At 68.1% G+C, this 12,417-nt stretch carries 10 protein-coding genes; 3 read left to right on the top strand and 7 right to left on the bottom strand.

From position 1 onward, the window contains the following. Positions 1 to 20 precede the first annotated feature (20 nt). Positions 21 to 1,766, top strand: a complete 1,746-nt coding sequence (locus JHW45_RS15650) for a SulP family inorganic anion transporter (RefSeq protein ID WP_272858512.1) — start codon at positions 21 to 23, stop codon at positions 1,764 to 1,766. 18 nt (positions 1,767 to 1,784) lie between these two features. Here the strand turns inward: JHW45_RS15650 and JHW45_RS15645 are convergent, their stop codons facing one another. Continuing rightward, positions 1,785 to 2,444, bottom strand: coding sequence for an arylesterase (locus JHW45_RS15645; RefSeq protein WP_272858511.1), 660 nt, complete (start codon positions 2,442 to 2,444; stop codon positions 1,785 to 1,787). Further along, the gene (locus JHW45_RS15640; RefSeq protein ID WP_272858510.1) at positions 2,441 to 4,861 is read right to left on the bottom strand and encodes a heavy metal translocating P-type ATPase; all 2,421 of its coding nucleotides are present in this window, start codon (positions 4,859 to 4,861) and stop codon (positions 2,441 to 2,443) included. Before JHW45_RS15640 ends, JHW45_RS15645 begins: the two co-directional genes overlap by 4 nt. 427 nt (positions 4,862 to 5,288) lie before the next feature. Here JHW45_RS15640 and JHW45_RS15635 point away from each other — a divergent pair, with 427 nt between their 5' ends. Further along, entirely contained in the window at positions 5,289 to 5,861 is a 573-nt protein-coding gene (locus JHW45_RS15635; protein WP_272858509.1) for a L,D-transpeptidase, read from the top strand. Positions 5,862 to 5,863: 2 nt separating this feature from the next. Next, positions 5,864 to 6,916, top strand: coding sequence for a tRNA 2-selenouridine(34) synthase MnmH (gene mnmH, locus JHW45_RS15630; RefSeq protein WP_272858508.1), 1,053 nt, complete (start codon positions 5,864 to 5,866; stop codon positions 6,914 to 6,916). A gap of 7 nt (positions 6,917 to 6,923) precedes the next feature. Here the strand turns inward: mnmH and JHW45_RS15625 are convergent, their stop codons facing one another. Genes JHW45_RS15625 through JHW45_RS15605 form a run of 5 tightly spaced genes read right to left on the bottom strand, consistent with a single transcriptional unit; the run spans position 6,924 to position 12,417 of the window. Further along, entirely contained in the window at positions 6,924 to 7,733 is an 810-nt protein-coding gene (locus JHW45_RS15625) for a purine-nucleoside phosphorylase (protein WP_272858507.1), read from the bottom strand. Next, the gene (locus JHW45_RS15620) at positions 7,717 to 8,682 is read right to left on the bottom strand and encodes an ABC transporter permease (RefSeq protein WP_272858506.1); all 966 of its coding nucleotides are present in this window, start codon (positions 8,680 to 8,682) and stop codon (positions 7,717 to 7,719) included. The genes JHW45_RS15625 and JHW45_RS15620 overlap by 17 nt, the downstream gene beginning before the upstream one ends. Continuing rightward, complete coding sequence (locus tag JHW45_RS15615; RefSeq protein ID WP_272858505.1) at positions 8,682 to 9,779, bottom strand: ABC transporter permease; 1,098 nt, start codon at positions 9,777 to 9,779, stop codon at positions 8,682 to 8,684. The genes JHW45_RS15620 and JHW45_RS15615 overlap by 1 nt, the downstream gene beginning before the upstream one ends. Next, positions 9,779 to 11,428 carry an ABC transporter ATP-binding protein gene (locus JHW45_RS15610; RefSeq protein WP_272858504.1) on the bottom strand — a complete coding sequence of 550 codons (1,650 nt, stop codon included), beginning with the start codon at positions 11,426 to 11,428 and terminating at the stop codon, positions 9,779 to 9,781. Before JHW45_RS15610 ends, JHW45_RS15615 begins: the two co-directional genes overlap by 1 nt. Further along, positions 11,428 to 12,417, bottom strand: a complete 990-nt coding sequence (locus JHW45_RS15605) for a BMP family lipoprotein (protein WP_272858503.1) — start codon at positions 12,415 to 12,417, stop codon at positions 11,428 to 11,430. The genes JHW45_RS15610 and JHW45_RS15605 overlap by 1 nt, the downstream gene beginning before the upstream one ends.

Raw genomic sequence — 12,417 nt, 5'->3', positions numbered from 1 at the left:
GCGAAGGGACGTGACGGTAGATGCCGAAATTGCGCCAGTATTTCCCGATCCTCGAATGGGGGCGGCGTTACGACCGGGCCGCGCTGTCCAGCGATCTGCTTGCCGCCGTGATCGTGACGATCATGCTGATTCCGCAATCGCTGGCCTATGCGCTGCTGGCGGGGCTGCCGCCCGAGGCGGGGATCTATGCCTCGATCGCGCCGATCCTGCTTTATGCGGTGTTCGGCACCAGCCGCGCGCTGGCCGTCGGCCCGGTGGCGGTGGTGTCGCTGCTGACCGCGTCGGCGGTGGGGCAGGTGGCCCAGCAAGGGACGGCGGGCTATGCGGTCGCCGCGCTGACGCTGGCCTTCCTGTCGGGCGTGTTCCTGATCCTGATGGGCGTGCTGCGTCTGGGGTTTCTGGCCAATTTCCTCAGCCATCCGGTGATCGCGGGATTCATCACCGCCTCGGGCATCCTGATCGCCGCCAGTCAGGTCAGGCATCTTCTGGGCATCGAGGCCGGCGGACAGGATCTGGCGCAGATCGTGTCGTCGATCATGCGCAATCTGGACCAGACGAACGGGATCACGCTGCTGATCGGCGCGGCCGCGACCGGGTTCCTGTTCTGGGCGCGCCGCCGCCTGCGCGCGACGCTGGCAAGGCTGGGCACACCCGATCTGCTGGCCGACATTTTGACGCGGGCCGGTCCGGTCGCGGCGGTGGTGGCGACCACGCTGGCGGTCTGGGCGCTGGATCTTGAGGCGCGCGGCGTCCAGATCGTGGGCCGCGTACCGCAGGGCCTGCCGCCGTTGACGATGCCGGGGCTTTCGCCCGATCTGCTGCGCGCGCTGCTGATGCCGGCGATCCTGATTTCGGTGATCGGGTTCGTGGAATCGGTGTCGGTGGCGCAGACCCTGGCCGCCAAACGGCGCCAGCGGATCGACCCGGATCAGGAACTGATCGGGCTGGGCGCGGCCAATCTGGGCGCGGCGTTCACCGGCGGCTATCCGGTGACGGGCGGATTTGCGCGTTCGGTGGTGAATTTCGATGCGGGCGCGCGGACCCCGGCGGCGGGCGCCTTCACTGCCATCGGGCTGGCCGTCGCCGCCGTCGCGCTGACGCCGCTGGTCCACCATCTGCCCAACGCCACGCTGGCCGCCACGATCATCGTCGCGGTGCTGAGCCTGGTGGATTTCTCGATCCTGCGAAAGACATGGCGCTATTCGCGCGCCGATTTCGTCGCTGTTGCCGTCACGATCCTGCTGACGCTGCTTCTGGGGGTCGAGATCGGCGTGGCATCCGGCGTCGCGATCTCGGTCATGCTGCATCTTTACAAGACATCGCGCCCGCACGTGGCCGAGGTGGGGCTGGTTCCCGGCAGCCAGCATTTCCGCAACGTCCTGCGTCACAGCGTCACCACCGATCCCCGCCTGCTGACGCTGCGGGTGGATGAAAGCCTGTATTTCGTGAACGCCCGGTTCCTTGAGGATCTGATCCAGAAACGCGTGACCGAGGGCTGCGCGATCCGTGACGTGGTGCTGATGTTTTCCGCCGTCAACGAGGTCGATTTTTCGGCGCTGGAAAGCCTTGAGGCGGTCAATCAGCGTCTGCGCGATATGGGCGTGGGGCTGCATCTGTCCGAGGTGAAGGGGCCGGTCATGGACCGGCTGAAACGCTCGGACCTGATCCGGCATCTGAACGGGCGCGTGTTCCTGGCGCAATACGATGCCTGGGTCGCGCTGACCGACGCGCCCGATCTGCGCGGCGGATCGGACGGCGCGCCCTGATCGCGGGTGCGCGCCGGCTCAGAGCGTGCGGCGCGCGGCCGGCAATCGCGCGATCAGCGCCAGCACGCTTGGCCCCAACGCCTGCACGATCAATCGCACGCCCGCGGCCGACGGATGCAGCCCGTCGGCTTGCAGCATCGCGCCGCGCCGGTCGGGCGCAAGTGCCGCGATGGGGGCGTAAAGATCGGGCCAGAGCAGCGTTCCGTGACGCCGCGCCAGACGCGGCCAGATCGCGGCCCATTCCTGCTGCGTCGCCCGGTCGCGGGCGGGCGAGCGGATGCCGACCAGCAGGACCGGACGCCCGCCCGCACCGGCGCGGGTCAGGATCGCGTCCAGATTGGCCTCGGCCTGGGCGGGCGGAAAGCCGGCCAGCATGTCGTTGCCGCCCAGTTCCACCATCACCGCATCGGCGCCCCGGCGCAGCGACCAGCCGATGCGCACCCGCCCGCCATAGGTCGTCTCGCCCGACAGGCCGCCATTGACGATCCGGGCCGGCTGCCCATGTTCGGCCAGCCAGTCCGACAGCACCGGAACCAGCCCCTCGCCCGCAGCCAGCCCATAGCCCGCCGTCAGGCTGTCGCCAAAGGCCAGGATGCGCGGCAGGGGACGGGCCGAGACCGGCCCCCCGGCCAGCGCCAGCGCCGCGGCCGACGCCAGGAATGCGCGCCGCCCGGTCACGCCGCGCGCCGCAGCCGCAGGGCGTTGCCGACGACGAAGACCGACGACATCGCCATCGCCGCCGCCCCCAGCATGGGCGACAGTTGCGGACCGCCGAACGGCACCAGCACGCCCATCGCGACCGGGATCAGCGCCGTGTTATAGGCAAAGGCCCAGAACAGGTTCTGGCGGATGTTGCGCATGACCGCCCGCGACAGCCGCACCGCGCGCACGACCCCGAACGGATCGCCGGAAATCAGCACCGCATCGGCCGATTCGATGGCGATGTCGGTGCCGGTGCCGATGGCGATGCCGGTTCCGGCCGCCGCCAGCGCGGGGGCATCGTTGATGCCGTCGCCGACGAAGACGGTGTGTTCGCCCATCTCGCCGATCGCCGTCAGCTTGTCATCGGGGCGCAGCCCGCCCTTGGCCTCGTCGATGCCCAGCCGTTCGCCGACGGCCTGCGCCGTGGCCTTGGTATCGCCCGACAGCATCACGCAGCGCAGCCCCAGTTCGTGCAGCGCCGCGACCGTGTCGGCCGATTCCGGCCGCACCGGATCGGCCAGCGCAAGGCTGGCGCTGTGGACGCCGTCGATGGACAGATGCACCGGTGTCGCGCCCTCGGCCGCCGCACCCTCGGCCGAGGATGCCAGCGTCGCGGACAGGGTCACGCCGGCCTCTTCCAACGCCGCGCGGTTGCCGATCAGCAGCGACCGCCCCTGGACCCGCGCCGTCAGGCCGCGCCCGGCGGCGGTGTCGATCTCGGTCGCGTCGGGCAGCGACAGGCCGCGCCGTTCGGCGGCGGCCACGATGGCTGCGGCCAGCGGGTGTTCCGACCGCGTCTCGGCCGCAGCGGTCAGACGCAGCGCCTCATCCTCGGCGATGCTTTCGGTCCAGATGCCGGTCAGTTCGGGACGACCAAGGGTCAGCGTGCCGGTCTTGTCGAACGCCACGGTCGTGGCCTCGGCCAGACGTTGCAGCGCCTCGCCGCGCCGGAACAGCACGCCCAGTTCCGCGCCGCGCCCGGTGCCCACCATGATCGACACCGGCACCGCCAGCCCCATCGCGCAGGGGCAGGCGATGATCAGCACGGCGACGCCCGCGACCACCGCCTCGGCCAGACCGGGGCCGAAGATCAGCCACAGCGCGACGGCCAGCACCGCCAGCGCCATGACCGCCGGCACGAAGACGCGGGTGATGCGATCCACCAGCGCCTGGACGGGCAGCTTGCCGGCCTGCGCGGCCTCGACCATCGCCACGATCCGCGCCAGCGCGGTATCGGCACCCGTCGCGGTCACGCGATAGGTCAGCGGGGCCGAGCCGTTCACCGTCCCCCCGGTCACCGGGTCGTCCGCCCCCTTCTCGACCGGCAGGGGTTCGCCCGTCAGCATGGATTCGTCGATGGAACCGCGCCCTTCGGTGATGACGCCATCGACGGCGACACGCTCTCCGGGGGCCAGACGGACCAGATCGCCGGTCTGCAATTCGGCCACCGGCACCTGAACCGGACGGCCATCGCGCATCAGCGTGGCGTGATCGGGCGCCAGTTCGACCAGCCGCCGGATCGCCTCGCCGGCGCGTCCCTTGGCCCGCGCCTCAAGCCAGCGGCCCATCAGGATCAGCGTGACGATGACGGCCGCCGCCTCGAAATAGACGTGGCGCGAGGCCGGCGGCACGATCTGCGGCGCCAGCGTCACCACGGTCGAGAACAGGAACGCCGTTCCGGCCCCCAGGGCGACCAGGCTGTTCATCTCGGGCGCGCCGCGCAGCAGCGCGGGAATGCCGACGGCAAAGAACCGGCGTCCGGGGATGGCCAGAACCAGCGCCGTCAGCACCATCTGCGCGACCCACAGCGGCGTCGTGCCCGTCAGCCCGACCAGCCAGTGGTGAAAGCCGGGGATCATGTGGCCGCCCATCTCGGCGATGAAGACCGGCAGGGTCAGGACCAGCGCGATCAGGAAATCGCGTTGCAGTTCGCGCGATTCGCCGCCGCGATCGGGTCCGGCGGCACGCTGTCCCGGCGCGGCCGGACGCGCGGGATAGCCGCTGTCGGTGACGGTGCGCGCCAAGGCCGCCGCATCCAGACCGGGGGCGTGGGTGACGCTGGCCGTGTTGGCCATCAGGTTGGCAGTCGCCGCCGTCACGTCGGGCCGCGCCAGCAGCGCGCGTTCGACGCGGCCGACGCAGGACGCGCAGCTCATTCCCTCGACGTCCAGCGTCGTGGTGGCCATCTGGGCGGGATAGCCGGCCCGGCTCAGCGCCGCATCGACCTGCGGCAGGGTGGCGCCGTCCAGCCGCAGATGCGCGCGTTTCGTCATCGTGTTCACGGAAATGTCGCTGACACCGTCAAGTGCGTTCAGCGCGTGTTCGACCCGGCCGGCGCAGGACGCGCAGCTGATGCCGGGGATGGTAAGATCGAGTTCAGTCGAGGCGGGCATGTCCTTGTCCTCTGATCATGCGGTTTGCAACGGGCATGGTCAGAGAGACAGGCGGCGCCTGCGGTCGGGCCGGCGCGGTGTCCGGCGCGGCGGCATAGAGGATTCCGCCCTCGCGGCGCAGACGTCTGGCGCTGCGCAGCGGGCGGGTCAGCCATGGGCGCGCATCGACGTGACAGCGGCAGGCACGATCCCCGCGCGCACGGCACAGGAACGCGGCCCGGCGGGCGGGCTTGCGGGGCTGTGTGCCGTGGCAGCAATCTGCCGTGCGGGGTTGCGCGCTGTGCATGGTTCAACAGATGTGGCCTGCCGGACCCTGGGTCAAGGCGGAATTGCGTCGAAAACGACCTCTTGAGTTGCAAGAGGGTGGTTCCGTCCTGTATTTTACCAGCCAATGAACAAGACATACAGGCTTAAGGACAATCGAACCATGAACCGCCGTCAGATGATTTCGCTGGCCCTGCCGCTGACGCTTGCACCGTCGCTGGTGCTGGCACAGGCCGCGCAGGTGACCCGCGTCGCCGCCGATGCGACCGACCCCTATGCCCCGACCGAGGTTGCGATCCGCAACGATTTCGAGGTCGGCAGCATCGTCGTCGTCAGCAAGGACTTTTTCCTCTACCACGTCGTCGCGCCGGGAAGGGCGATCCGTTACGGCGTCGCGGTGGGCAAGAACGAACTGGTCTGGAAAGGCCGCGCCAAGGTCGGCCGCAAGGTCGAATGGCCCAGCTGGACGCCGACGCAGGACATGATCAAGCGCAATCCGGGCCAATATGCCAAATGGGCCGACGGGATGCCGGGCGGACCCACCAACCCGTTGGGGGCGCGCGCGCTGTATCTGTACAACGACAAGGGACAGGACACCGCCATCCGCATCCACGGCACGACCGAGCCGGGGTCGATCGGGCGCGCGGTCAGCAACGGCTGCATCCGCATGCGCAACGAGGCGGTGATGAGCCTGTTCGACCAGGTTCCGGTGGGAACGCCCGTCTACGTCTACTGATCTTGACGTTCCGCCCGACCCGCGTCGCGGACCCCGCCCTTGCGGGGTTCGACGACATCATAGATGTCCGGTCGCCGTCGGAATATGCCGCAGATCACCTGCCGGGCGCGATCAATCTTCCGGTTCTGGACGATGTACAGCGGGCGCAGGTCGGCACGATCTATAAACAGGTGTCGCCCTTCGATGCACGCAAGCTGGGCGGGGCGCTGGTCGCCGCCAACGCCGCGCGCCACATCGCCGGACCGCTGTCGGATCGGGGCGGGGGGTGGCGGGCGCTGATCTATTGCTGGCGCGGCGGGCAGCGGTCGGGCAGCTTCCAGACGATCCTGTCGCAGATCGGCTGGCGCGTGCAGCGGATCGAGGGCGGCTACAAGACATGGCGCGGACTGGTCGTGGACCGGGTCCAGAACGGCCCTGTCGCCGCGCCGGTGATCGTGCTGGACGGCAATACCGGCAGCGCCAAGACCGCGATCCTGCAACGTCTGGCCGCGCGCGGCGCGCAGGTGATCGACCTGGAGGGGCTGGCCAATCACCGGGGCAGCCTTTTCGGGGCGATGGCGGGCGGACAGCCCGGCCAGAGGATGTTCGAATCGCGTCTTGCCATCGCGATCGAGGGGCTGGACCCCGCGCGTCCGGTGGTGGTCGAGGCCGAAAGCAGCCGGATCGGCGACATCACCGTTCCCAAGGCGATGTGGCAGGCGATCTGCGCCGCCCCGCGCATCCGGCTGGAGGTTCCGGTGACGGCGCGCGCGGAATATTCGGCGCGCGACTATACCGACGTGGTCGCGGACCCCGCCCGTCTGGACGCGATCATCGCCGCACTGGCACCGCTGCACCCGGCCGAACGGATCGCGGGCTGGCGGGCGCAGGCGCGGGAGGGCGCGTGGGCCGCGCTGGCCGAGGGGCTGATGCGCGACCATTACGATCCCCGCTATCTGAAACATCGCGGGCGCTATGCCGCGCGCGAACGGGCGGTCGTCACGCTGCCCGATCTGCGCGATCTGGACGCGGCGGCGGCGCGGGTCGAGGCCGAACTGGCGCGGCTGACCGGCTGATCGGGGCCTATTCCGTGGCGTTGTCGCGCAGAAAGCGGCGCAGCACCGCCTCAAGCTTGGATGCGCCGATGGGGGCCATCGCCTTGGTGTGGTCGTGGCTGATCGATTCGTCCGACAGCCCCGCCCCCATATTGGTGATGACCGAGATGGCGGCACAGCGCAGGCCAAGGAAGCGGCCAAGAATGATTTCGGGCACCGTGGACATGCCGACCGCGTCGGCGCCAAGCGTGCGGGCGGCGCGGATTTCGGCCGGAGTCTCGAAGCTGGGGCCGGAAAACCAGCAATAGACGCCTTCGGGCAACTCGATCCCCTCGGCGCGCGCGGCGGCGCTCAGCGCGGCGCGCATCATGGGGTCGTGGGCCTGGGTCATGGGCACGAAGCGCGCATCGGTTCTTTCGCCGATCAGGGGGTTGGTGCCGGCGAAGGCGATATGATCGTCCAGCAGCATCAGCCCGCCGGGCGGAATGTCGGGGCGCAGCGATCCGGCCGCGTTGGTCAGGATCAGCCTGTCGGTGCCAAGCGCCGCCAGCGTTTCCAAGGGCAGCCGCATCGCATCCGCGCGCCCGGATTCGTAGTAATGCGACCGCCCGCCGAACACCGCCACGCGACGCCCCTCGAACGCGCCGATCACCAGTTGCGGGACGTGGCCGGAGACGCCTGCATGCGGAAAGCCCGGCAGATCGTCATAGGGGATCGCCACGCCATCGACATGCGCCGACAGATGGCCCAGCCCCGACCCCAGGATCAGCCCGTATTCCGGCGCCTCGTCCCCGGCGCGCGACCGGATCAGGGCGGCAAGTTCAGCGCTCTTTGACATAGGGTTCTCCGCCCGCGCGCGGCGGGATGGCGCGGCCGACGAAACCGGCCAGGATGATGACGGTCAGGATATAGGGCAGCGCGTTCATGAACATCGACGGCACCGTGACGACGCCCAGATCCAGATTGGGATAGCGGTTGGCGATCGCCTCCAGCAGGCCGAAAAGGAACGTCGCGAACAGCGCGTTCCACGGCCGCCACTTGGCAAAGATCAGCGCCGCCAGCGCGATGAAGCCGCGCCCGGCGGTCATTTCCTTGACGAAACCCGCCGACAGCCCGGTGGCCAGATAGGCCCCGGCCAGCCCGCACAGCACGCCCGCAATGGCGATGGCCGCAAAACGCAGCCGCGTGACCGACACGCCCGCGGTATCCACCGAGGCCGGGTTTTCGCCCACCGCCCGCAGGCGCAGGCCGAAGCGGGTGCGAAACAGCACCCACCATGTCAGCGGCACGCAGAGAAAGGCGGCATAGACCAGGATCGAATGACCCGAGATCAGGTCGGCATAGACCGGCCCCAGAATCGGCACGTCGCGCAGCGCATCGGCGAAGGGAAGGGTGATGTCGCCGAACCGGCCATTGCCGGTCAGCGCCGGGGTGCGCCCGCCAAGACCGAAGATCTTGATCCCCAGCAGCACGGTCATGCCCGAGGCCAGGAAATTGATCGCGACGCCCGAAATCAGCTGGTTGCCGCGAAAGGTGATCGAGGCCAGCCCGTGGATCAGCGACAGCACCATCGACCCCGCGATCCCGGCCAGCAGGCCCAGCCAGACGTTGCCCGTCACGAACGCGACCGAGGCCGAACTGAACGCGGCCATCAGCATCTTGCCTTCCAGGCCGATGTCGAACACGCCCGAACGTTCCGAATACAGCCCCGCCAGACAGGCCAGCAGCAGCGGCGTCATCAGGCGCACGGCACTGTCGAGGATCTGGATGACGGTGGCGACATCCATCACGCATCCCTCCGCTTGCGCAGCGACAGGAACAGCCGTTCAAGCGGCATCCGCACCATGTTGTCCAGCGCCCCGGTGAACAGGATCACCAGCGCCTGAATGACGATGATCAATTCGCGCGGGATGCTGGTCCACAACGCAAGCTCGCCCCCGCCCTGATACAGGAACCCGAACAGCAAGGCGGCCAGAAACACGCCGAACGGATGGTTGCGGCCCATCAGCGCGACGGCGATGCCGATGAATCCCGCCCCCTCGACCGCGTTCAGCACCAGACGTTCCGATTCGCCCATCACGTTGTTGATCGCCATCAGCCCCGCCAGCCCGCCCGAGATCAGCATCGCGATCACGATGATCCGCACGGGCGAGATGCCGGCATACATCGCCGCCGGCTCCGACCGGCCAAGGGCGCGGATCTCGTATCCCAGACGGGTGCGCCAGATCAGCAGCCAGACCAGAAAGCAGGCGGCGACGGCGATGAAGAAGGTGATGTTGACGGGCGTGTGCTGGCCCCATTCAAGGCCCATCGCGGCGGCCATGTCGGTCAGCGCCGGCAGATGCGTGCCTTCGGGAAAACGGGCCGAGGCGGGGTCCATGCTGCCGACCGGGCGCATGACGTTGACCAGCATATAGTTCAGCAGCGCGGCGGCGATGAAGTTGAACATGATCGTGGTGATGACGATATGGCTGCCGCGTTTCGCCTGAAGCCAGGCCGGGATCAGCGCCCAAGCCGCCCCGAACAGCGCCGCGCCGACCATCGCGGCGGGCAGGGCCAGGGCCCAGTGCGGCCAGTCGATCATCAGGCAGACCAGCGCGACGCCCAGCCCGCCCATCATCGCCTGCCCCTCGCCGCCGATATTGAACAGGCTGGCGTGATAGGCGACGGCGACGGCCAGACCGGTGAAGATGAAGTTCGTGGTGTAATACAGTGTGAACCCCCAGCCATAGCTGGACCCCAACGCCCCCTCGACCATCGTCTTCAGCGCCATCGTCGGGCTTTCCCCGATGGCCAGGATCACCAGCGCCGAGATGCCCATCGCCAGCACCAGCGAAATCAGCGGCGTCAGGATCACGTCGGCCCATTTCGGCATCTTGTCCATCACGCGCGCTCCTGGGGCGGGGTCTCGACATGGCGGTGTCCGGGCGGGATGCCGGCATCCGCGTCGTGACGGTCGGTCTCGGTGATGCCGGCCATCAGCAGGCCCAGCTCTCCCGTGGTGGTTTCGGCGGGCAGGCGTTCGCCCATGATCCGGCCGTCGAACATGACCGCGATGCGGTCCGACAGCGACAGGATCTCGTCCAGTTCGACGCTGACCAGCAGCACCGCCTTGCCCGCGTCGCGCAATTCCACGATGCGCTTGTGGATGAACTCGATCGCGCCGATATCGACGCCGCGCGTCGGCTGGCCGACCAGCAGCAGGTCGGGGTTCCGCTCGATCTCGCGTGCGACGACGATCTTCTGCTGGTTGCCGCCCGAAAAATTGCGCGCGGCCAGGTGGCAGTTGCGCGGGCGGACGTCGAAATGATCCATCTTGCGTTCGGCGTCCTGCCGGATCGCCTGATTGTCCATCAGCAAGCCGCGATTGTATTCCGGCGCGCGGTGATAGCCGAAGGCGACGTTTTCCCACGCGGTGAAATCCATGATCAGCCCTTCGGACTGGCGATCCTCGGGGACGTGGCCGATGCCGCGCGCGCGCCGCGTGGCCGCGTCCGATCCGGTGCCGGTCAGGTCCAGCGCCTCGCCGTTCATGCGGATCGTGCCGCCGACGCGGGCGCCCTTTTCAGGGAAACCGCCCAGCAATTCCAGCAATTGCGTCTGTCCGTTGCCGGACACGCCCGCGATGCCCAGAATTTCGCCCGCGCGGATGTCGAAGCTGATGCCGCGCAGCCGTTCGACCCCCTCGTCATCGACCATCGTCAGGTCGCGCACCTCCAGCACCGGGGGGCCGGGGGTGGCGGCGGATTTTTCGACGTTCAGCAGCACCTTGCGCCCCACCATCAGCTCGGCCAGTTCCTCGGGGCTGGTGTCGGCGGTTCTGACCGAGGCGACCATCTCTCCGCGCCGCATCACGCTGACATTGTCGGTGATCTCCATGATCTCGCGCAGCTTGTGGGTGATCAGGATGATCGTCTTGCCCTCGTCCTTCAGCCCTTGCAGGATGCGGAACAGGTGATCCGCCTCGGCCGGGGTCAGCACGCCGGTCGGTTCGTCCAGGATCAGGATGTCGGCCTGCCGATACAGCGCCTTCAGGATTTCCACCCGCTGCTGATGGCCCACCGACAATTCGTCGATGGTCGCGTCGGGATCGACGTTCAGCTGATATTCCGCCGCCAGTCGTTTCAGCACGCCGCGCGCCTTGGCCAGCGAAGGGCGCAGCAGCCCGCCATCCTCGGCGCCCAGGATGATGTTTTCCAGCACGGTAAAGTTCTGGACCAGCTTGAAATGCTGAAACACCATGCCGATGCCCGCGCGGATCGCCGTCTGGCTGTCGGCGATGGCTGTCGGCTGGCCGTTCACCAGGATCTGGCCCCGGTCGGGCTTGTAGAACCCGTAAAGGATCGACATCAGCGTCGATTTGCCCGCCCCGTTCTCTCCGATGATGCCGTGGATCGTGCCTTTGGCCACGCGCAGGTCGATGTCCTTGTTGGCCTGCACCGGCCCGAAGGATTTCGAGATGCCGCGAAGTTCGATGGCATAGGGGGCAGCCGTTTCCGGCCGCCCCCCTGCGTCCTGTGCCGTCAGGGCCATTACTGAACCGGGCAGGCGTTGTCTGTCATATAGTCGTGGACCTCGATCTCGCCCGAGGTGATCTTGGCGGCGGCGTCTTCGACGGCGGCCAGCATCTCGGGGGTGACAAGATCGCGGTTGGCGTCGTCGATGGCCACGCCCACGCCGTCGGCGGCCAGATCCATGACCTTGACGCCCGGCACCATCTCGGTCCCCGCGGTGAAGACGTCATAGACGGCGTTGTCCACCCGCTTGACCATCGAGGTCAGAATGTTGCCCGGATGCAGGTGGTTCTGGTTGCTGTCCACGCCGATGCCCAGCTTGCCTTCGTCCGCGACGGCCTGAAGCACGCCGATCCCGGTGCCGCCGGCCGCCGCATAGATGATGTCGGCGCCCTGGCTCATCTGGGCCTTGGCCAGTTCGCCGCCCTTGACCGGGTCGTTCCAGGCGGCAGGGGTCGTGCCGGTATAGTTGATCAGCAGCTTGCCGTCGGGCTTGGTCGCCTTGAAGCCCTGCGCATAGCCGCATTCGAATTTGTGGATCAGCGGAATGTCCATGCCGCCGATGAAGCCCACGATATCGGTCTGCGAGGCCATGCCGGCCATGACCCCGGCCAGATAGCTGCCCTGTTCCTCGGTAAAGACGACCGACTGCACGTTGGGCTGATCCACGACCATGTCGATGATCGCGAATTTCGTGTCGGGATAGTCGGGGGCGACCTTGTTCAGCACGTCGCCAAAGGCAAAGCCGGTCATGACGATGGGATTGGCGCCGGTTTCGGCCAGCCTGCGCAGGGCCTGTTCGCGCTGCGCCTCGGACTGCATCTCCAGTTCCTTGTAGCCGTTGCCCGTTTCTTCGGCCCACCGCCTGGCGCCGACATAGGCGGCTTCGTTGAAGGATTTGTCGAACTTGCCGCCAAGGTCGAAGATCAGCGCCGGTTCCGCCTGCGCGGCCCCCGCGACAAGCGCGGTCAGCGCGCATCCGGCCAGAAACGATTTCATCAGGGTCAT

This window comes from Paracoccus stylophorae, assembly GCF_028553765.1.
In the GTDB taxonomy this organism is placed as follows: Bacteria; Pseudomonadota; Alphaproteobacteria; order Rhodobacterales; family Rhodobacteraceae; genus Paracoccus; species Paracoccus stylophorae.
The sequence above is the reverse complement of the archived record's forward strand: the minus strand, read 5'-3'. Positions and strand labels throughout refer to the sequence as shown.

Coding starts and splice junctions, on each gene's coding strand:
- JHW45_RS15650 (WP_272858512.1), top strand. CDS start 21: ATGCCGAAATTGCGCCAGTATTTCCCGATCCTCGAATGGGGGCGGCGT.
- JHW45_RS15615 (WP_272858505.1), bottom strand. CDS start 9,779: ATGGACAAGATGCCGAAATGGGCCGACGTGATCCTGACGCCGCTGATT.
- JHW45_RS15635 (WP_272858509.1), top strand. CDS start 5,289: ATGAACCGCCGTCAGATGATTTCGCTGGCCCTGCCGCTGACGCTTGCA.
- JHW45_RS15625 (WP_272858507.1), bottom strand. CDS start 7,733: ATGTCAAAGAGCGCTGAACTTGCCGCCCTGATCCGGTCGCGCGCCGGG.
- JHW45_RS15640 (WP_272858510.1), bottom strand. CDS start 4,861: ATGCCCGCCTCGACTGAACTCGATCTTACCATCCCCGGCATCAGCTGC.
- JHW45_RS15610 (WP_272858504.1), bottom strand. CDS start 11,428: ATGGCCCTGACGGCACAGGACGCAGGGGGGCGGCCGGAAACGGCTGCC.
- JHW45_RS15605 (WP_272858503.1), bottom strand. CDS start 12,417: ATGACCCTGATGAAATCGTTTCTGGCCGGATGCGCGCTGACCGCGCTT.
- JHW45_RS15620 (WP_272858506.1), bottom strand. CDS start 8,682: ATGGATGTCGCCACCGTCATCCAGATCCTCGACAGTGCCGTGCGCCTG.